The organism is Adhaeribacter aquaticus DSM 16391, from assembly GCF_000473365.1.
GTDB lineage: Bacteria > Bacteroidota > Bacteroidia > Cytophagales > Hymenobacteraceae > Adhaeribacter > Adhaeribacter aquaticus.
Genome location: NZ_KI421517.1, coordinates 4,698,993 through 4,719,107, shown reverse-complemented (window position 1 = coordinate 4,719,107; position 20,115 = coordinate 4,698,993). Strand labels below are relative to the sequence as shown.

The following is a 20,115-nucleotide window of genomic DNA, read 5'->3' as shown; positions in this document are numbered from 1 at the left end:
GCCCAATAATTTCAGTTAGAGAAACCAAGTACAGTATCGACCAGGTGGGCTTTATGAGCCGGGAAGAAATATTAAAAAGCACTTACCAAACGCTTTACCCGGATGAAGAATACAACGCTACCATCGAGCAAATTAAAGCCATTTTAGGTAAGTAAACCGGATAATTCGGGCACTATAAAAGCAAATTTTAATCTTTTCTTACTCTTTCTATTCGCGCAAATTAGGGCTATCTGTTAGGTAGCCTTTTTTGTTTTAATCCTCCAAAATAAAGCGATAAAAATAAAAGCCAGCTTTTTGCTGGCTTCAGGTAAAATAATGGTAGGTAAAGTAAATATTATTGAATAGCTATTAAGTTGGCTTGTGTAGCCGCTAAATAAGCAGAGAAGGCTTTCTTTTGCGAGTCGTTTAATAAAGCACTTACTTTTGCAGTATAAGCATCTTTAATTTGTTGTAATTGGATATGTAGCTCGGCAGCATCTGTATATGTTTGTTTAGCTGCTTGTAAATCTGCTAACTCAGCTGCGGTTAATTTCTTGATCTGGATGTATTCAAATTCGTTGAAACGAAGCAGCTCCTGTAACTGGCGAACTTCTACTCTTACCTGCTGATCTAAAGTAGCATCAAATCTTTTCTGATCCACAGTTCCATTAGCAAATCCTACTGTTGAAAGTACTAATGTGAAGGCTAATAGTAGTAAGTGCTTTTTCATATCCTTTATGCTTTTTATCTCTGTTGTCCTTGTTTGATATTCAAATGTACTTTATAGAATATAGCCTACGGCTATATTTAGCTTAACCTATACTAACTTTCGTTAAACACTTCTTTTTACTCGGTGAACAGTTTTTAGAAGTTAAACTATAGTCTATAAAGAGCGCTGGAATACCTAAACTTGAGGGTTCAATGGGGTTGTTTTTGCTGTTTACGTTTCCTTCCGTACATCATGGCTTTTTTTGCCTTGGCAGCTCTGATTTCTTTAATGCCTATAAATACAACGCCCCCAAGGGAAAGCACTATTAAAGCTATACTAATCAGGTCTAAAGATTCCATAATTAAGAGGTTATAATATTTACCAGATATTAGTTTTTCAAGAATCTGTTAGTTTGGTTAAAGTTTTCTCCTTCAACAATCAGCACATAAGCGCCATTAGTTAAGCTTTGCACATCCAAAGTAGCTACTTGCCCGGCCGAGATGGTTTGGTTTTTCAGGATAGCACCTGTTAAAGAGGCTATTTTTATAGAATAAGTACCGGCAACAAAAGCAGTCAGATCAATGTTTAAGCTGCTGGAAGCTGGGTTTGGATAAAGAGCAGCTTTTACCAGGTTGAAGTTATCTGCTTTTACAGCAACTATTTTGCTGTACTCGCTTTTACCATTAAAATCTACCTGTTTCAGACGGTAGTAGTAAGTGCCACTAGTTACGCTTCTATCAGTAAAGCTGTAAGTTTGCTTTTGATTAGTAGTACCATTTCCTTTTACTTTACCAATAGCTCTGAAAGTTTTCCCATCCTGGCTCTTTTCAACCTGGAAGTACTCGTTGTTTTCTTCTGTGGCCGTTACCCATTTTAAAGCTACACCTTGGTTTTGAGAAGAACCATCGAAAGAAACTAAAGTTACTGGTAGGGTTGTTGGTGTTGCTGAACCTAATAAGGTTAATTGCGAGTCCTCATCTGAACAATCAAAATCAAAACCTCCTAAAACATTAGTAGAACTTTCTACTGTAGTACCGGCTTTGGCTTCTATCGAAATAGAGGGCAGAACGGAAGCCAGGTATTCAGCAGGATTAGTGTTATTAGGAATCAAAATAGAATAAGAAAAGGTGTCAGGTTGGTCTTGCCCTTTTATACCATCTGCACTTGTAGTCTCAAACTTTACGCCATAGAATGGGTTAAATGTGCCATTCTCTACACTGTACTGTTTTCTAGAAGCAGAGGTATAGGTAGGATTATCTGCTTTTACACCTTTAGGCAAACCAAAAGACACGTGGCTTAAACCATGCGGACCAGTATTTTGAACAGTGAAAGTAAAGGTAGCGAAGGTTCCGGTTACTGTTCCTTTCTTATCTGTCTTATTGCTGATGGTATAAGATTTATAAATAAACTTAAATCTATGGCCTGAACTTTCACAATCTGCCTGACTAGCTAAAGGAGTAAGAGTAAGCAGAGCTAGTACTAAAACTAAAAAATACGCAAAAGAAGTACTTTTTATGGCTATTTGAGTAGATGGTAGAAGTTGGCTCATTTGATTTTGTACTGTTTGTAAACAGTACAAAATTGGGTAAGAAAAAACCCTATATAGAGTTTATTCGTTAAACACCTCTTTTTACCGGATGAACATGTCTAGTATTCGATGAAATGATTCTTTAGCGGGATAAAAAGATAATATTTCAGCCCTTACCAGAGCTTAAATAGGTACAGCACGACCATTCACAATAAAAAAGTTGAGTTTTTTTAAAAAAAATTTAAGCTCAATTTCCTTGGCCTTTTCATAATTTTTTCAGGTTAAATGCAAGCTTCTTAAGACTGCATGGTACAAGGCAAATATTAAATTACAATATTCCAATAGTCCTATATTTTAATAGCTTGTAATGATTTTCGAAGGACTTGTTTCAAAGCTTTTTTCTCTATTAATTGGTTAGAAACAAGTCGTTAATACTACTAAATTTTTAAGCTATTTATATGGGAAAATCTTTACATCAATCTAAATTTATGGGGAAAATCCACTTCAAAAAAGCCGTATCTTTTTTTGCCCTGGCTTCTGTTTTCTCATTGAGTGCTTGTCAGAAAGAAGACTTAGTAGAAGAACAAGCAGCAGTACCTGCTTTAAGTCAAGGTGTGCAGGCCAGCAATATTATTGAAGGGCAGTACATTGTTGTTTTCAAAAGTAAAACCGAAAGTGCTTCTGAAATCATTAATGATTTAGTTGCTTCCCGGGAAGTGGAGAAAACCGGCATCAAGGGTATTTACAATGGCCGAATTAAAGGCTTTTACGGCAGACTTTCTAAAAATCAGGTACAGTTGCTTTTACATGATCCGGAAGTGCTTTCCATTGAACCAGACCAGCTAATCTCTTTAGGCAAACCAACCAAAGGTGGTGGTGGTGGTGGTACAACTGAGCCTACTCCGACTCCTACTCCTACTCCTACAGACCCCACCTATGCTGGATTAACCGTGATGGCAGGCGAGACTATTCCTACTGGTGTGGCTATGGTAGGTTATGGCGATGGTGCGGGAAGGACCGCTTGGGTGATTGACAGTGGAGTGGATGCTACGCACCCAGATTTAAATGTGGATGCTACCCGCAGCGTATCTTTTGTTACTGGAGTTACCTCTGTACAGGATGGTTTTGGCCATGGTACCATGGTAGCTGGTGTTATTGGTGCTAAAAATAATGGCTCTGGTATTATTGGGGTAGCCGCTAACGCAACAATTGTAGCATTGCGGGTTTTAGACGATGCCGGTGCCGGAACTTTATCCAACCTGATCAGAGCCGTAGACTACGTAACTACAAATGGCCAAGCTAATGATGTGGTAAACATTAGCATAAGTGCTGGTGCCTCATCTACTTTAGATACATCTATTAAAAACTGTGCAGCTAAGGGTATATTCATATCTATTGCTGCTGGTAATAGTGCCGTAGATTGCAGCAACAATTCTCCACAGCGGGTAAATGCTACTAACGTTTATACCGTTTCGGGCATGGATTACAACAAGTACTTCTGGAGTAGCTCTAACTTTGGCGCTCCTGTAGATCGTTGCGCACCAGCCGTAGGTGTGCAAACAACCACAAAAGGTGGGGGCTATACTTCTTATGCCAATGGTACCTCATTCGCGGCTCCGCACGTAGCTGGTTTACTTTTATTAAAAGGAAACGCGATGGGCTCTGATGGCACCGTGATTGGGGATAAAGATAATACGCCTGACCCAGTGGCTAAACTGTAATAAGCAGGAAACTATAACCTATTGAATGTTTAGTAAGGGTCACTGATCCTCAATACTTAGTAGAAAGGCTACCATAATGGTGGCCTTTCTATTTTTCATTGAGCCCCTTACGCCTCATTACGACCTCTTCATCTCTTCTTACCCAAATTAAACACCGGTCATAACCTTCCGACCTGGTGGTAAATTTGATGTTATTGAATACCCGCCCTGCTTCTTCCTCGGTGAGTTGGTCGATTATGATTAAGGTTTATCAGAGTTTTCTTTCCGTACTTCTACCTTATAATTTTTTTTAATATTCATGAACAAAAATGAGCTTGCTTAAATAAGCACCTACCTGGTCTACCCTTAGCGGTTTAATTTAGTTAAGGCCCCGTCATTTATATACTAGGTGCACCGCTACCAAGCCGGCCGGCTTTAGCTCTTAATCCAATAGCGTTTGTTTCTGAAATTAGTCGCTTAACTGAAAGCCTCTGCTGAATGTTTACATCTGTTACCTCCGTTTACAAAATGTAAAGCAAATAAAGGGAAGGAGGGTACTGGTAATGTATTTTTGACCTATTAAAAACGTATGTATCGATGGCTTTAGACGCGAAAGAAAAGAAGAAACCAGGCCGGCCCACCAATGTACAACCCCTTCAACCAGCAGACCCTATTTACACCGATGAATACGCCGCCGCTAATATGTTGGGGTGTTACCTTCGCATACTCCAGGAGAAATTTAGGACCGGCGAAATAATCGGCTATAAGAAGTTGGGTAAGAGGTATACGATGCACTCCGATTCTTTCAAATATTTAAAAATAGAGTAACATATTAATACAGTATTACAAGTTATACAACTGTTTGCATTACTGGGTGTCTTGTACGCACCTACCATATTTTATAATCAAATTATCAGAAGAGAAGCTACCTAAAAGTATAGATTAGAACACTAGGAAGAAAGTTTTTGAGATATAAGGTATTATGTAAATAGGAGTGGTTTTCTGGCTTTTGCTATACTTAAAGCAGTATAGCTGTTATTAACTTATTTACAAGAATATAGTAACTTTCCCGTATGAAATGGATTACCCGTGAACGTCCTAAGATTGACCGGCTGGCTTGCCCTTGGTTAATCAAAAAGTTTATTGATGCGCAAGCCGAGATCATTTACGTACCAGAAAAACAAGTAAGAGAGCAATCGGAAAAGTTAGGTGCCATTCCTTTTGATATACCGAACGTAGAATTCAGCCATTATGAAGACCGTTGTACGTTTGATTATTTCCTCCAGAAATATGACTTGAAAGACCCAGCACTCCAGACTATGGCGCTGGTAATTAGAGGTGCTGATACCGATGATCATAACATTTCCAGCCAGTCGGCCGGTTTATGGGCCATATCGGCAGGCCTGGCTTTTAATATTAAAGATGATTATGAATTGCTTGACAAGGGTATGCTGATTTATGATGCCTTGTACAGTTGGGCCAAATACCTGCAAAAAGAGAAGCATACGACCAGCCCTACCGAAAACTTATTATTACAAGTCTTTCACCGCTACCTGGCCGAGGAAAAAGAAAATAATAAAAAAGTGCCCGATTGGGCTTCCAACCTGAAAGAAATCATTCAGGACCAAATTGATACCAACCTAACGCTTAATTTATCCGAAATTTCTGAGGAATTAAATGTGCATCCGGCTTACTTATCCCGGCAATTCTCTAAATATTTTGATAACCTTACTTTTGGCGAATATATCCGGAAATTAAGGATTGACAAAGCCCTTCATCTATTAACCCATACCGGCCATACCCTTTCTGAAATCGCCTACTTAACCGGCTTCTCTGACCAGAGCCATTTTTCCCGAATCTTTAGAAAACATACTGGGCAAACTCCCTCCAATTATAAAAAAGAATTATCAAAAAGTAAAAAGTATCCTAAAGGTTAAAAACATTCTATTTTTCTAATGAGTTGTTATCTAGCATTGTGATTTACAACTTATATTTAAAGTCTATGCTTTACTTCCAAACTACCTCTAAGTATGTCTTGGCAAACGGAACTAAGCTGATTATTCTTGTCTTCTTCTGCTTATTAAGCAGACCTATAACTAGTTTAGGTCAGGCTCCTGCTCCCATTACATATCCGAAAGTAGCCGGGTATATGGGTATCCTTCATCCGCTGGTAACTTTCAGTAAAGAAGGAACTACCACTAACTTCGATAGCTATTATGTCGTGGGTATGCCAACGGGCATCAATATCTGGAAGAGTGCCAAAATAGGCTTTTCGTTCGAGTTTGTTCCTTTTATCAGAGCCGAACAGGGAATAAGTAGAATGAGTAATTTTTTATTTCATCCTGGTATTTTAGTTGCTTTGGGTCATGGCTTCACCTTTGCTGGACGGGCTGCTTTTGAGACTTCGGGCCGTTATGGAATTACACCGGTATTAAATAAAGCAGTTGTAAAAAATAAGAACAGTAATTTTTTTGTTGCTGTCCCTTTGCCATTTCGCTTTGGAAATAACCATCCTCCTTCTTTCACCCTTGGCTTACAGGCAGGTATTGCTTTTTAGGATATTTATTTTTCAATTATAAAATTTAATCCATGCCTATAAGTAATTTTTTATTAAGTCAGTAAGATTCTCAACAGAGGGCTCATAAAATTTATAGTAATTCTTAATTTATTCAAGCACATATTCCATTTCCTTCAAATTCCCAGCTAATGCAATAGCTAAAGTGTCTTTTATAATATATACTTTCTGCTGTAAAGCAGCTTGTAAATCCTTAACATCATTCCCTAAAACTTCTGTTATACCATCAAAAAATGTAGGTAAGGTTAAATTTTCTTTTTCATGGTCGGAACTCATTAAAATGTCTCCAATTATCATTGGTCTTATTTTATTTTCCTTGTTATTGTTATTTAATGTAATCGAAATCAAGGTCATAGCGGTTTTGGGATTGGTGAATAGTATGTGACAATAAAAAAACACCTGTTTTTTTAATTTAAGATTTAATACAGCCTTTTTATTTGTATAATTTCAGATTATTATCAAACCTTTTTAAAGTAATTATATTACTTTAAATATAGTAAATCTATATCCACCCTAACATGAACGAAATCAACAAAGAAGACATCAAACAGGAAGTATTTGACCTTTACGATGACTATGCCCACAACAGGGTCGATAGACGGGAGTTTATTCAGAAGCTTTCTGCTTATGCGGTGGGAGGACTAACTGTAGCCTCCTTGATGAGTTTCCTCATGCCCGACTACCAGGGAGCTATACAGGTAAAACCAGATGATGCGCGCTTAAAATCAGAATATGTAAATTATCCATCTCCCAAAGGTGGCGGTACTATTAAAGCTTTAGTAAGCATGCCGTCCGGTACAAATAAAAAATTGGGAGGTATTGTAGTAGTGCATGAGAACCGTGGTTTAAATCCGCATATTGCCGATGTGGCTAGAAGAGCGGCTTTAGCTGGGTTTATTACCATTGCTCCGGATGCTTTAACTCCGCTGGGTGGCTATCCGGGTAATGATGATGCCGGCCGGGAATTGCAGAGCAAACGAAACAGAGATGAAATGCTGGAAGATTTTATTGCAGCAGCAGATTTTCTGAAAGGACACAAAAACTGTAATGGGAAAGTGGGGGTAGTTGGTTTTTGTTTTGGTGGGTGGATTGCCAATATGATGGCCGTGCGCATTCCAGGTTTGGCCGCCGCAGTTCCCTTTTATGGAGGTCAGCCGCCGGTTGAGGAGGTTGCGAAGATTAAGGCGCCCTTATTATTGCATTATGCAGAACTGGATACCCGGGTTAATGAAGGCTGGCCAGCTTATGAAGCAGCTTTAAAGAACAATAATAAAGAATTCAAGGCTTATATGTACGCTAATGCTAACCACGGTTTTCATAACGATACCACACCGCGTTTTGATAAGGCAGCCGCAGAACTCGCCTGGAAACGTACAGTTGATTTTTTTAAGGAAAAATTAAAACAAGGGTAATTATAATTTTACCCGCATCATTAAAATAAAAAGCCGGACTTATACCGGCTTTTTATTTTAATGAAAGAAATTACCTAATGGGCAGATAGAACTTCAGGGTTATTTCTAGAAAACGCATAGGCAGCATAAACTTTTGATTGGGATATATTTATTATACCCATTACGGCTGCGGTATAAGTATCCTCTATTTGGTGCATTTCGGCTATTAATTCTGAAGAACCCGCTTCATAATTTTTCTCTGCTGTTTGGATGTCAGCTAGTTGCTTCTCCGTTAATTTCTTAATCTGGATATATTCAAACTCGTTAAAATGTAAATATTGCTGCATTAGGCGAACTTGCGTTCTGGCAATCTGGTCAATATTACCTTCCATCTTTTTGGGGTCCGGCGTGCCATTAGCAAAGCCAGTTGTAAATAATAATACTCCTAAAACCAATAACAGAGAATTTTTTTTCATATCCATTCTTATAACTTAATAATCAAAGATATATCGTTAAATATAGCTGAAATATATATTTCGTTTAATCCTACTTTTAAGCTGATGAAGCCTTTATTTTACCCGCTAAATAGTGATTTGAGAAGCAATAATTTTTGGATATTTACTTTTATAGAAAGGTAGTATTTATACCAATTAGCATGTTTTTGGTAACGCAGTATTTAGACAAGAAAGCAAGCTGTTTAATCCTTTTTAGGTGTAATTAAAGGCTCCTTTTTTAACTTGGTTTAGAATCATTATTTGATAGCAGGTAGACTTTGTGATTTCGCCTCTAATGTAACTTTTATTTTAAAAGCCTCCGCCATTTAGCCTGTGATCATTTTGTTTCAGTGTAGCCTAGCAATGTTATTTAATCCTTAGGAATAAAAGGATTAAATAACATTTCTTCCCTTTTAAGGGTATTTAACTTTATAAAGGAGGAAAAATTCAGGAAAGTACAATATTGGGTTGAGTATTAAAGAATTGCTACACACCCTGCATACTATAAGTGGAGTTAATACAGGGCAGTGGGAGGATCAACTAAAATATTGACACTACTTATTATCCTTCAAGCGAAATCAAATACAAATTTAAGCTTGTCAAGTTTTTAAAGGATTTCTGGAAACTGGAATAAATAACTTTAAGAACCGCCAAGATAAAAGTAAGAAGGCTATGTTATATATTCAGGATTATATAGAGTTAGATAAAATAACTAAATTTCAATTATTGTTAGAAAAAGGGACTGCTTTGGGTTCTCGATCAGAAGGTGGTTATGTTAAATCCCTTTTTCAGTTGGGTAATTTTTTTGTAGAGCTTTGGCGTTCAGCTAAATTTGCCCATGTTCGGCACTTACTTGTGACCGAGGATGCTGCTATTTTAGATAATTACCTGGAACAGATTAATATAAATAGCTTGTATGGCGGAGAGCTGTTATAACCTGTTTATTAGATTATTTTATAACAAAATAATCTTTACTACATAAACTTGAATAGGAATGGAGCTGTTTTCTTCAGTACTACTTTTATTTAATCATTTAGGAAAAGTAAAGTAATAGGAACAAGAAAGTTATTTTAACCTAAAAAAAGGAAAAATAAAGGGCTGTTAATACAGCCCTTTATTTTTCCTTTTTTTAGGTTGTTTCTTTTACAGGTAAGGTGCCTTGGGTAGAAAAATGAAACAAGTTTCTGCACCAAAGGTGGTAATAATATAACCAAATATGTGCCGGGTAAAAAACAACCGCTAATATATATGTTTACTTATTATAGGAACTTGTTTTAAAGTTTGTTTAGCCCTTTGTTCTTGCGCAAAAACAATAAAATCCATCAATTTAAAAACCATAAATACAAGAAGTGCATGAATGGCTAAAACAGCTACTAATATTACCCAGTATTTTTCTATAGTTACCATAATCTTTAAATTGTTTGGTGGTTTTGGTAATTGTTATTGTAAGCTAATTTTTTTCCTTTTCAATATTTAATTTTATCGTTGAATTGCCGGTTTTTATCGTTTAACAATATAAATGTTCAGATAAGAAAGGCCGTTTTATCAGTATTTTTATTTGAATTCCATTTTAGCAGGAAAAATTAGTATAGAATTATTTAAAATCCAACCTTTTAATTATCTATTCTGATAATTACGCCTTCGTCTCCTCCTAAATTGATATAATCTTTTACCGGGAGGTTTTCCAGTTCGGGGTAGGTTGCAATCTCTACCACACCACTAAACGTAAAATGTTGGGGTTTAAAATAAGCAGGCCGGTGGCTTAAATTTAAAACAATCAGAAAACTTGTTCCTGCTGCTGCTCTGGTGTAGGAAATTATCTGTTTATCTGAAAATATAGGCGTGTAGTTGCCTGCTTTTAAGGCCAACTCCTGCTGCCGAAGCTTAATAAGGCGCTTGTATAAATTTAGAATAGAAAAGGGATTTTGCAGCTGGGATTTTACATTTATACGTTTAAAATCCGGAGGCAACCTTAACCAGGGCTTCGCTGGGGAAAAACCGGCATTAGTAGAGTCATCCCACTGCATAGGGGTGCGGGCTGGGTCTCGGGTAAGATTCAGATCAGGCATGTTTAATCCTTGTGGGTCTTGTACTTCTTCGGCCGGAATAGGTACATCCCGCATGCCGATTTCATCGCCATAGTAGATGGTAGGAGTACCCCGCAACGTTAAAAGGAGCATGGCAGCAATTCTGGCCTGAGCTTTCCCTACGCGACTTGAAATTCTGGATTGGTCGTGGTTGCTTAAGACCCAGTTAGGCCAACCATCAGCGGGTAAAGAGCCTTCATACTGATCTATAACAATGGCAATTTGTTGGGAATCCCAGGGTGAAACCAATAACTGAAAGTTAAATGGTAAGTGTACGCCTGACTGATTTACGCCATAATAGGTAACTAATTTATGGAGGGGTAAATAGATTTCACCAATTAAAACCCGCTCCTGATAGTCATCCGCTACCTGGCGCATCATCGCCACTATATCATGCACCTCTGGTTGGTCGGTAGAATATATGGGTAATAACTGGTCGTATTTATTCATGTGTGGCTGGTAATCCGGGTTTTGTGGGTTATTACGGAACTGATCATCTTTAATCATATGAAAAATGACATCAATCCGGAAGCCATCTATTCCTTTATCCAACCAAAACCGCATAACGTTCATCATGGCTTCCTGTACTTCGGGATTTCGCCAGTTCAGATCTGGTTGTTCTTTAAGGAAACCATGATAATAAAATTGTTGCGTTTTCTCGTCCCATTCCCAACCAGTTCCACCAAACATACTAAGCCAATTATTGGGTTCGGAGCCATCTGGTTTAGGATCTTTCCAAATATACCAATCCCGCTTGGGGTTGTTTCGGGAAGAACGGCTTTCCAGGAACCAAGGGTGCTGATCGGAGGTGTGATTAGGAACCAAATCCAGCAAAAGTTTCATGCCCCGTTTATGTACTTCAGCTAACAGTTCATCAAAATCTTCCATTGTGCCAAAAAGTGGATGAATTCCAGTATAATTTGAAATGTCGTATCCGAAATCAGCCATCGGCGATTCAAATATTGGGGATATCCAGATTGCTTTTATACCTAATTCCTGTAAATAATCCAGCCGCTGGATAATCCCTCTTAAATCGCCAACCCCATCTCCGTTGCTATCCTGAAACGATCGCGGGTAAATCTGATAAATAATTTCTTCCTGCCACCAGAGGTTTTTTTGTTGTTCAGTCTGCATATACAAATTGAGAATGGTTTAAATGCTTTAAAAGTATATTTAAACTATAATTTTTAAGTTTAGTTGATTTGCATATGCTTACAAGGATGACTGTATGCTTAAATAAGCATTTACAGAAGTGTATGAATAAGTGGAAAAATAGTATGATGAAGGAAGAATGGTAAATGGTTGGAGGTGTTATATAATCCTTTTTAAGAAAATATTTTTGCAAAAGCAGGTTCTGGGTAAATTTTGTAGGTGTTTAGAAATAATTTTTTCCTGTAACAAAAACAAGATCTAAAATTTTAACCGGAGAAGTTAATTATTTTTAATTCATCAAATTGTGAGAAAAAACCTTAAATTACATTAATAATGAATGAAGTTTAACAAAAAACATAAACTTATTACAACTGCTTCAAATTAGATTGTTTTACTTAAAACCTTCTGGTTCATAAGCCGTTAAAATTCCAATTTAAGCCATTAAAGAAGAGAAACTACTTATGATAAAACTTCTCCTTTTAATCGTTTTGTTTCTGCCGATTATTTTGAGCATTGTCTTTCATTATCCTTTGATTTTACTGGATATGCCTGTTTCTATGATATTAGTGGGTCTAGCCATAAGGTTTGAAGAAACAGAGCCGGTACCTTACGATTTGCAATAAGTTTCTTCAAAATATTTATTTTCTTTAATTTATTTCTTTCTTAACAAGCACTTTTTGTTGAGCTTGATGGCATGCCCTGTATTATAACAGCCTAAAACAACAAAGTTAAGTCTAACTGACCTTTCTTTAAGTTAACTCCTATAAAAGAACTGCATCTGAATATTCTTTTATACTGGAGTCTAATTAGGATAGATTAAATATATAAAACCCTCAGTTCAGGTAGAACAAAAGCTTTTATGTTGTCCTAAGGATTGTTGCCATATTAATGCAATAAAGCTCTATTGTTAGTAATTGCACGGGAGAATTAAAAGCTACAATTCATAAAATTATATCCCTCTCTATATAACTTTTAAATATAGTGTTTAAACTTATAGAGAGGGAGTATATGGGATCATTAGAATTTAATTGCTATAGATAGCTTTAACTAAAGCAGAGAAATATTCTTTAAGCTATCAAGTTCTAGCCTATATGTATAGTATACGTAAGATTGTTATAAATTATTTATTGTACTGTTTCTAAGGTAAAAGGAAACTTAAATAATTCACACCAATATAGTTTCTACGTTATCCTAGCTCATCTAACTTGGCTTTATACCAGGTCTATCACGGGTTATAAAAAAATAAGCTCCTTGCAGGAGCTTGTATTTTAGAAGGATAAACGGCGTCTGCGTTTTCTGCCGTACATTAGTATTCTTCTTTCGTTTGTACTTTTTATGTGTTTAGCTACGATAGACCCTAAAGAAAAAAGGCAAAGTAAAATAACTAAAAAACACAAAATGTCTGCTGTAGAGAAATCTTCCATATATGCTATAAATATTTGTTTAACTATTATAATGCAAATATAGGTACTTGAAAAGTTATAAAAAATGTAACTTTTAAGGAATCTGTTTAATTGTTTAGTGATATTTATGTTAGTTTAAAAATAAGAAAAATAGTATATTAAATAATTGGAATGAATTATATTATTATAATATTAGATGTATGGATAAGGAAGAAAAAATTTTCCTTGTCGCTTTAGAAATAATACGTTGATGTGGTTTTGCAAAGATTTTACCAAACAAAGTTACTAGCAGAACTTAATAAAATTGAAAGATTTAATTTATTAAACAATTGTAAATCAGTATTATATTACATCTCAAGGACGTTTAATTTTGGCTATTTTTAAGCCTATATTAGAAAAAGTATATTTTAAATTATGTTAGAAGCCTTCAATATTTATTCACTTTAACCACTTTGGTCTTATTTTTGCCAAACTAATGTATTGGGTTTTAACTGTTTTTTTTAGTTATGGGTGGAATGGGCTTCTTGGAAAGTATCTTAGGTGAATCTGAAATTAGTGATATCAACGATAAAAAAGTAATTGCGGAGGCAGTAGTATTTGTTGATTTTAGACTCGATACGGATGGAGAGCTGAAAGAGGTGGTTAAATACCTGAGTCTTAAAGAAAAATTATTAACCAGATTAAAGGAATTAGAATAAGCGCATATAAAATAGCCTAACGGCAATGTTTATCCAATTTGTTTGCAATGCTACTGTACATTTATTTTAAAGAGCCAATGCTATGGTTTATCCGGTGATAGCCAGTTTAAGGCTGTTATGTAATCGGTAAAAACCTCATGTTGAATTTTAGTTCTTGATTGAAACTGGCTTCCTATAGAATTGGTAAATTCAGTATTAGCAATTAAGGCTGGGTAATAATCCGATGAAACTACTCCTACTTTTAAAAGAGAAGAATTAGATGCAGTTTCAATCCATTCGGTTGCAAGCCATTCCATTTCCTCAAGTCCTATAAAAAATAATTGTAAATCATCAACAAGCCAGAAAGTAATATTATTTTTGGCGGTAATGGAGAGGGCTAGGGTGTACCCTTCTTTCCGTTCATTTAATGTTATTTGCCGCTTCCAAATTAAAATCAACAAAGACTTTTTAGAAATTACTTGGATAGATAAAAACTCATTATCAAAAACCTGCTGGGTTTTATCTTTTAAGTTTATTTGAATTTCCCCGGCCCATGCTTTTGTCATATTTCAGATGGCAAAAAGTATTATGTTCTACAGTTTAAAAATTGAAGAAAGATAGAGCATGTTTATGTATTAGCCAATACCCAATATTAGGTATTTTGAGGCTGAAACTAAAGGTTATAAAGTAAAGAAGGTAGCTAGGCGAAGAGTATTATCGCTTGTTTTCATTAATCAGGTAACTTACTTTGGAATACACTTCATTTTATTATAATAATGGAATAGTAATGCTTGTTCGTAAAGGAAATTCTCCTGAACATCTTTAATAAGTTAAAAGAAAGTTTTTGTTATAATTTAAGCTAGTAAGAAAAATAAATGATCTGTCCATAAGTGGCTCTTTATTCCTGCAATTGCCCAAATTATAAGTTTAATATATAGGGTTATGGTGTGCGCTGTATTTGTAAATAATGTATTTTGTAATGCTAGTATTCTTTAGATAAAGGAAACCGGGAGGTCCTAAAAGTATAAAAGCACCTTTGCAGGTGCTTTTATACTTTTACTGTATTGAGTGAGAATTTAATATATTAGTTGAATTTTAATAGTAACGATTCGATTGCTTTTAATTTTTTAGAAATCGTTTGGTCTGATTCAGGTCCTGGCCTTGTACAAGTACCAGGTAAGCACCGGAGGTTAAAGCCTGTATATCTAAGGTAGTTACCTGACCAGCTTCTACTGCTTGCTGACTTAGGATGGTACCCGTTAAAGAAGCTATTTTAACCTGATAGCTGCCAGAAGCAAAAGCAGAAAGATCTACCTGTAAAGCGGCTGAAGCCGGATTAGGATATACTTTAACTAAACCAGTAACGGATGAATTTGTTTTCACGGCTATTACTTTGCTGTATTCAGCAGCACCGTTAAAATCTACCTGACGTAAGCGGTAGTAGTAAGTAGCCGAAGCTATAGCTTTATCGGTAAAGCTGTAAGTCTGCTGCAGTTTAGTTGTGCCTTTACCTACTACTTGTCCTATCTGGCTAAAGGTTTTGCCATCGGTGCTGCGCTCTACCTGGAAATAGCTGTTGTTCTCTTCTGTAGCGGTAACCCACTTTAGCTCTACTGCCTGTCCCTGGTTAGCACCTGTAAAAGAAGCTAAGGTTACTGGTAAAGCAGTTATAGGGCCATCCAATTCTTCTTCGCAGCCTCCTATTGATTTAAAAATAAAATTTTTGGTAATAATGGAAGTAGTGCCCGCTTTAGCTTCTACAGATATAAAAGGATATACATTGGTCAGATACGTGCTGGCATTGGTGTTGGCTGGAAGTGGAATAGTATAAGAAAACACATCCATTTCTCCATTTTTAGGTCCCTCACCAAATGTTTCGAACTTGAAACCGTAAAAAGGAGAACTAGTTGGGTTTTCTATTCTATATCTAAAGTTTTTGTTTGTATTTAATGGGTTTTGGGCAGTTGTGTTAGAGGGTAGAGAAAAAGTCAGGTGACTTAAAGCTCTGTTGCCGGTATTCTGAACTTTGAAGGTAAAAGTGATAGTGTTGCCTTTCGAACTCGTATTAGTGGTATAGCCGTCGTAGTTGATGTTAAAGCCTTCGCCGCTTTTTAGGCAACCTTGAGCTGAAGCTGAATTAGCAGAAATAATAAAAACAGATAAAAGTAAAACAAATAATCTTTGTAAAGTTTTAAGAGAAAACTGTTCTGTGGAAAAGCGGCAAAAAGCAAATGGTAAAAGGGTCATCGGATATCTGTAACTAAATTTCTTCCGAAAGGTATTCTCTATCCTGTTGCCATATTTTTTTATTCGGTTAACCTGCCTTTTCTACCGATGAACATCCAGATAAGGGGGATGAAAATTTTCCTAGTTTGCTGGAAATACCTTTAGTTTAGAAAATATTTATTAAAGAATAGGTGCTGATGAAATTAATAAAGAAGAAACTAGATTTGATTAAATATTTAAAAATTAAAGCTTGCTATGAGGTTATAAGAGAGCACTGGCTGGTAACAACGTAAGAGGGGTTGTGAGATGAATTGGCTATATGGCTTGGAGAATATTTAATAGGGAACGCAGAAAAGTTTTTTAAGGAAAGAATAAAACAAGGACACAGAATAAAATTAGGCTAAAACATTTTTATTATAAATTAGTTGAGTACTTTATAAGTAATTTCTAAAAACTAATTTGTTTTTTTATATTTTGTTTCTGCTTACTATTTATATTTACACCTGAAAAAGGACGTAAAAGTACTTCTCTAAAAAACTTTAATGTTGAAAATACTTTCATAATTATGAAAACAATTGAGACCGTTTGGATAATTGATGATGATCCGGCAAGTACCTATGTGGCTACCAGAACATTAAAGAAAGAAGGAGAATTACAAAATGTAGTAAGCTTTAATCAAGTTACGGAAGCCTACCAGGCAATAAAAGAACATGCCCAGGGAAATACATTGCCAGATGTGGTTTTATTGGACATAAATATGCCGGTATTAAATGGGTTTGAGCTGCTTCAGGAGCTTGAAAAAGAGAATATTAGTTTTGGAAGAACAAAAATATATATGTTAACTTCCTCTTCCCATCCCGTAGATAGGGCAAAGGCTATAACCTCTTCCACCCCCATAGCCGGATATATTACAAAGCCCTTAACAAAAGAAAAAATTGATCAGCTAATTTCTAAACAATAACGCTTTATCTTTAAAGCTAATCTTCCAGTTTAAACGCTTTACTGTGGTTTAATCTTTTAATCAGAAAGGCCTGAGCAGGAAGTTATTGTGAATTGGCAGGTTTAATAATTACCTAACCACCCGGTAATATTTAAGTAATATCTAAGATTCATCTTTGTGGTATAGAAACATTAAACAAGTAGCTTGTTACTATTGACGTATCCCTTATTTGTTAAATTTTAAAATCAAGCCAGCGTTAGTTGGCTTTATTTTTAAGCTGAGGTTAGAAAAGCAGTAATACTCCTGTAAGGGGTTAGGGCTGGAGCCTGAGTAATAAAATAAGGATGGTCATAGCTGATAAGTGAATTACCACCATATGATTAAGCAATTATTACCGCAGCAGATTGTTGAAAAAGTAAGTAACCTTTCCTTTTCAAATGTAAGCAGTTACGAACTGATGAGTTTTGCCAATGGCGCTTGCACCTCATTTCCTACTATATCCGACAAAAATTCACAGCTGAAGGCTCAGATTATTCAGATCAGGGATACACAAATAAGGCCTTTATTAGAAGAGGATCTATTAAAAGAAGATAGAAAAATCAAGTTTTATAATGCCAAGGAAAGCCTGGTGTTGGTTATGAAAGAGTACCTGGCCACCAATAACTAAGGTTAGAAATTAAAATGAATGCAGTAATACTTTAACAAACTTGTATGTTAGGCATTTTGCTTTTTATAGAACTTACTTTTCAATTTTTTCTGTTCTTTCTCTTCTTTCTTATTACAGTTGTTTTTGTTTTGTTAGCTATTCTGGAAAAGGCTAACCGAAAGAAATATAAAGAACTGAAGAAATTAACCCATACCAGCTCCAATGTAAATAATTCTTACAAGGAAGAGTCCTACCATAAGGGTTGAAAAGTCCTCATAGAATAGCGTATTAATCAAAACAAGGAATTTTGCTTTAAAAGCATAGGCGCATTTTTAATAATGTTCCTATGCTTTTAAGATATAAATCTTCTAAATGCCCAATTGAGGGTCTTCAGCGACAGGGGCAGTAGGTTCAACGGCTTTCCGGCGAACGGGAGCTTTTCTGGTAGTAGGTTTTTTAGATGTTACCGCTGCTTTTACGGTTTTAGCAACTGCTCTGGTAGTGGCTGCTACTGTGTTTGCAACAGAAGGTTCCTCACCTTCTCCAACGGCTGCAGCTTTATTTTTTTTCGATTTCTTAGCAGGTTTAACTTTTTCTTCAACCAATTTGGTTACAATACCTGTTACAAATCCTAAAGCAAGATCCGTTCCATGCAATTTGATAACCTTTTTTAGTTGCTTTGTGAGCTGCTTGGTTAACTTTTTCTTATTTTTACCCTTGCCTTTCCCTTTTTTCTTTTTAGACATAATAGTTATAGATTAATTGTTTATGCGGTTTAATTTATAAAATTATAACAGCTTTAAAAGCCTGAAATTAAATATTTAATAAGGCTATATAGTTTTTTATTAACTACTTGTAAACCCAGATTAAGTTACATAAGGTTTATTTGATACCTGGGTTCCGTATATCGTTATGTTCTCGCAAAACATAACCAACTTATCTTATATAAAACAAAAAGAGATTAAATAGAAGAAAAAGCTTTTATAGGGTGAGGCAAGCTTAAACTTCTTTATTATTTGTAACAGCTGAATTTAGAAGGTTTGCAATTATCTGCCCATGCTATTCGGCTTTTACTTTTTAAAAATTACAGGTAAATAAGTCCTTTTAATATTAAATAGAAAAACTCATTTACCTGTAAAAATTATTTTATTTAATAGGAAGCGTAATTCTGAAACTGGTACCTGCTCCCGGAGAAGAAGTAATGGACATTGAACCATCAAAACTATCAATCAGGAATTTAACTAATGGTAAGCCAAAACCATAACCTTGCTCACCCTTAGTGCCATTGGCAGAAGAAGAGGAACTTCCGCTTAAAATATCCTCAATGCCCTTACTTGTAAGGCCAACACCCGAATCGCTGACTTCAATAAATAATGTTTTAGTTTCTTTGCCTAATTCTATATCCAGGTGAGTTGAGACTCTTCCGTGGGGCGGAGTAAATTTTATAGCGTTTGAAATTAAGTTTCCGGTAATTTGCAACAGTTTGTTTTTAGGAAAAGGAACTATGCCATTGGCTGGGTTTAATGTTACTGTAAAGTCTATTTCTTTATTTTTGGCTTGTGGTAAGTAGAGCTTTTCTAATTTATCTTTAAAGAGTTGCAGGTTCAATTCATGATCTTTCAATTCCGGATTTTTTTGCGAGGCTTTTACCTCCGAATTCAAAATTTCATCAGCTAATTCCAGAAGTGAATTTCCACTTTTTTGTATTAAATTTATAAATTCCAATACCTCTGATAACGTATTTTTATCACCTTTTTCACTAATAATTTGAGCCAATCCTATAATGCCTCCAATGGGACCCCGAATATCGTGCGCCAATCTTTTATTCACCTCTTTGGTTTCGGTAACATTGTGCGTTAAGGTTTGAATAGCTTTTAATGCCATTAGCCGATTTACTATTTCATCGGCTATAACTTTAAGCATCTCTATTTTTTCAGGGGTAAGTACCTTTACATTGGTGTCTAAAACACATAATGCCCCAATATTATTCCCATTCTTGGTTTTAAGTGGAACGCCAAAATAATAACGAACCTGAGGATGGTCAACAACATAAGGTTTGTCTTTAAATCTGTCGTCCAGCGTTAAGTTCTGAACTTCAAACTTGTCATCCTCCATGATGGTGTACTGACAAACAGATTCTTCGCGGGGCATTTGTTCTATGGGTAACCCATAGTTCGAAATGGTCCATTGGGTAAAAGAGTCAATTAAATTAAGTAACGAAATATCGGTGCCAGCCACCCAAGCAGCTAGTTTTGTTAAATCTTTAAAATTTTTTTCCAGGTTGGTGTAATCTAAATCGAGTTCAGAAAGATCTAAAATCCGATTAAATTCATTTTCTGGAATAGGTGGTTCACTAATCATGTATGGTAGATCTGGGTTTGCTTTCAAATTTAAGTAGCAAAAGCAAATATTCAATTTATTTAAATCATATCCTTACTTAATAAGTAATGTTTAACATATAGATAATAATAAATTTGAAAACGTTCTTATTACATTAATGAAATTAATCTTTGAATAATTTTATCCTTACTAAGAATCAATTCAGATTTAGACCTACCCTAAAATCAAAAAATGTCTTGCTATTTCCCTAGGTAGTTTAAACACGGCT

21 protein-coding genes are annotated in these 20,115 nt (G+C 35.6%); 10 read left to right on the top strand and 11 right to left on the bottom strand.

Annotated elements, in window-relative coordinates:
- Window positions 1–334 precede the first annotated feature (334 nt).
- The 3 genes from ADHAQ_RS0123295 to ADHAQ_RS0123285 form a co-directional block, all read right to left on the bottom strand.
- Window positions 335–709 carry a hypothetical protein gene (locus tag ADHAQ_RS0123295; protein WP_026464980.1) on the bottom strand — a complete coding sequence of 125 codons (375 nt, stop codon included), beginning with the start codon at window positions 707–709 and terminating at the stop codon, window positions 335–337.
- A gap of 188 nt (window positions 710–897) precedes the next feature.
- Complete coding sequence (locus tag ADHAQ_RS28255) at window positions 898–1,047, bottom strand: hypothetical protein (protein WP_157433498.1); 150 nt, start codon at window positions 1,045–1,047, stop codon at window positions 898–900.
- A gap of 29 nt (window positions 1,048–1,076) precedes the next feature.
- The gene (locus tag ADHAQ_RS0123285) at window positions 1,077–2,237 is read right to left on the bottom strand and encodes a T9SS type A sorting domain-containing protein (RefSeq protein ID WP_026464979.1); all 1,161 of its coding nucleotides are present in this window, start codon (window positions 2,235–2,237) and stop codon (window positions 1,077–1,079) included.
- Between the two features lie 437 nt (window positions 2,238–2,674).
- Here ADHAQ_RS0123285 and ADHAQ_RS0123280 point away from each other — a divergent pair, with 437 nt between their 5' ends.
- The 4 genes from ADHAQ_RS0123280 (at window position 2,675) to ADHAQ_RS0123265 (ending at window position 6,473) form a co-directional block, all read left to right on the top strand.
- Window positions 2,675–3,937 carry a S8 family serine peptidase gene (locus ADHAQ_RS0123280; RefSeq protein ID WP_051360122.1) on the top strand — a complete coding sequence of 421 codons (1,263 nt, stop codon included), beginning with the start codon at window positions 2,675–2,677 and terminating at the stop codon, window positions 3,935–3,937.
- Between the two features lie 576 nt (window positions 3,938–4,513).
- Window positions 4,514–4,744 carry a hypothetical protein gene (locus tag ADHAQ_RS0123275; RefSeq protein WP_026464977.1) on the top strand — a complete coding sequence of 77 codons (231 nt, stop codon included), beginning with the start codon at window positions 4,514–4,516 and terminating at the stop codon, window positions 4,742–4,744.
- Window positions 4,745–4,989: 245 nt separating this feature from the next.
- The gene (locus tag ADHAQ_RS0123270; protein WP_026464976.1) at window positions 4,990–5,853 is read left to right on the top strand and encodes a chromate resistance protein ChrB domain-containing protein; all 864 of its coding nucleotides are present in this window, start codon (window positions 4,990–4,992) and stop codon (window positions 5,851–5,853) included.
- 65 nt (window positions 5,854–5,918) lie between these two features.
- Entirely contained in the window at window positions 5,919–6,473 is a 555-nt protein-coding gene (locus ADHAQ_RS0123265; protein WP_051360121.1) for a hypothetical protein, read from the top strand.
- 108 nt (window positions 6,474–6,581) lie between these two features.
- Here the strand turns inward: ADHAQ_RS0123265 and ADHAQ_RS0123260 are convergent, their stop codons facing one another.
- Window positions 6,582–6,845 (bottom strand): hypothetical protein, encoded by a 264-nt coding sequence (locus ADHAQ_RS0123260; RefSeq protein WP_026464974.1) that lies wholly within the window; start codon window positions 6,843–6,845, stop codon window positions 6,582–6,584.
- Between the two features lie 164 nt (window positions 6,846–7,009).
- Between ADHAQ_RS0123260 and ADHAQ_RS0123255 the strand changes: the two genes are divergently transcribed.
- Entirely contained in the window at window positions 7,010–7,903 is an 894-nt protein-coding gene (locus tag ADHAQ_RS0123255) for a dienelactone hydrolase family protein (protein WP_026464973.1), read from the top strand.
- Between the two features lie 74 nt (window positions 7,904–7,977).
- Here ADHAQ_RS0123255 and ADHAQ_RS0123250 read toward each other — a convergent pair whose 3' ends face one another.
- Window positions 7,978–8,358 (bottom strand): hypothetical protein, encoded by a 381-nt coding sequence (locus tag ADHAQ_RS0123250; protein WP_157433497.1) that lies wholly within the window; start codon window positions 8,356–8,358, stop codon window positions 7,978–7,980.
- Window positions 8,359–9,048: 690 nt separating this feature from the next.
- On the opposite strand from ADHAQ_RS0123250, the gene ADHAQ_RS0123245 reads away from it, so the two are divergent.
- Complete coding sequence (locus ADHAQ_RS0123245) at window positions 9,049–9,312, top strand: hypothetical protein (RefSeq protein ID WP_026464971.1); 264 nt, start codon at window positions 9,049–9,051, stop codon at window positions 9,310–9,312.
- 303 nt (window positions 9,313–9,615) lie between these two features.
- Here ADHAQ_RS0123245 and ADHAQ_RS28250 read toward each other — a convergent pair whose 3' ends face one another.
- Together ADHAQ_RS28250 and ADHAQ_RS0123235 are read right to left on the bottom strand one after the other, a co-directional pair.
- A complete protein-coding gene (locus ADHAQ_RS28250; protein ID WP_157433496.1) occupies window positions 9,616–9,783 on the bottom strand; it encodes a hypothetical protein in 168 nt (55 codons plus the stop codon).
- A gap of 206 nt (window positions 9,784–9,989) precedes the next feature.
- Complete coding sequence (locus tag ADHAQ_RS0123235) at window positions 9,990–11,597, bottom strand: alpha-amylase family glycosyl hydrolase (protein WP_026464970.1); 1,608 nt, start codon at window positions 11,595–11,597, stop codon at window positions 9,990–9,992.
- A 479-nt stretch (window positions 11,598–12,076) separates the two neighbouring features.
- Here ADHAQ_RS0123235 and ADHAQ_RS28245 point away from each other — a divergent pair, with 479 nt between their 5' ends.
- Entirely contained in the window at window positions 12,077–12,238 is a 162-nt protein-coding gene (locus ADHAQ_RS28245) for a hypothetical protein (RefSeq protein ID WP_157433495.1), read from the top strand.
- Window positions 12,239–13,542: 1,304 nt separating this feature from the next.
- Window positions 13,543–13,716, top strand: coding sequence for a hypothetical protein (locus ADHAQ_RS0123225; RefSeq protein WP_157433494.1), 174 nt, complete (start codon window positions 13,543–13,545; stop codon window positions 13,714–13,716).
- An 80-nt stretch (window positions 13,717–13,796) separates the two neighbouring features.
- On the opposite strand, the gene ADHAQ_RS0123220 is transcribed toward ADHAQ_RS0123225, so the two are convergent.
- Together ADHAQ_RS0123220 and ADHAQ_RS27485 are read right to left on the bottom strand one after the other, a co-directional pair.
- Window positions 13,797–14,261: a hypothetical protein gene (locus ADHAQ_RS0123220; RefSeq protein ID WP_026464968.1), complete on the bottom strand. Its 465-nt coding sequence runs from the start codon at window positions 14,259–14,261 to the stop codon at window positions 13,797–13,799.
- Window positions 14,262–14,814: 553 nt separating this feature from the next.
- On the bottom strand, window positions 14,815–15,942 hold the full coding sequence (locus ADHAQ_RS27485; RefSeq protein WP_051360120.1) for a T9SS type A sorting domain-containing protein: 1,128 nt from the start codon (window positions 15,940–15,942) through the stop codon (window positions 14,815–14,817).
- 544 nt (window positions 15,943–16,486) lie between these two features.
- On the opposite strand from ADHAQ_RS27485, the gene ADHAQ_RS0123210 reads away from it, so the two are divergent.
- Window positions 16,487–16,882, top strand: a complete 396-nt coding sequence (locus ADHAQ_RS0123210) for a response regulator (protein ID WP_026464967.1) — start codon at window positions 16,487–16,489, stop codon at window positions 16,880–16,882.
- 355 nt (window positions 16,883–17,237) lie between these two features.
- On the top strand, window positions 17,238–17,528 hold the full coding sequence (locus tag ADHAQ_RS0123205) for a hypothetical protein (RefSeq protein ID WP_026464966.1): 291 nt from the start codon (window positions 17,238–17,240) through the stop codon (window positions 17,526–17,528).
- A 347-nt stretch (window positions 17,529–17,875) separates the two neighbouring features.
- Here ADHAQ_RS0123205 and ADHAQ_RS0123195 read toward each other — a convergent pair whose 3' ends face one another.
- Together ADHAQ_RS0123195 and ADHAQ_RS0123190 are read right to left on the bottom strand one after the other, a co-directional pair.
- Complete coding sequence (locus ADHAQ_RS0123195; RefSeq protein ID WP_026464964.1) at window positions 17,876–18,253, bottom strand: hypothetical protein; 378 nt, start codon at window positions 18,251–18,253, stop codon at window positions 17,876–17,878.
- A gap of 400 nt (window positions 18,254–18,653) precedes the next feature.
- A complete protein-coding gene (locus ADHAQ_RS0123190) occupies window positions 18,654–19,868 on the bottom strand; it encodes a GAF domain-containing sensor histidine kinase (RefSeq protein ID WP_026464963.1) in 1,215 nt (404 codons plus the stop codon).
- Window positions 19,869–20,115: the final 247 nt, after the last annotated feature.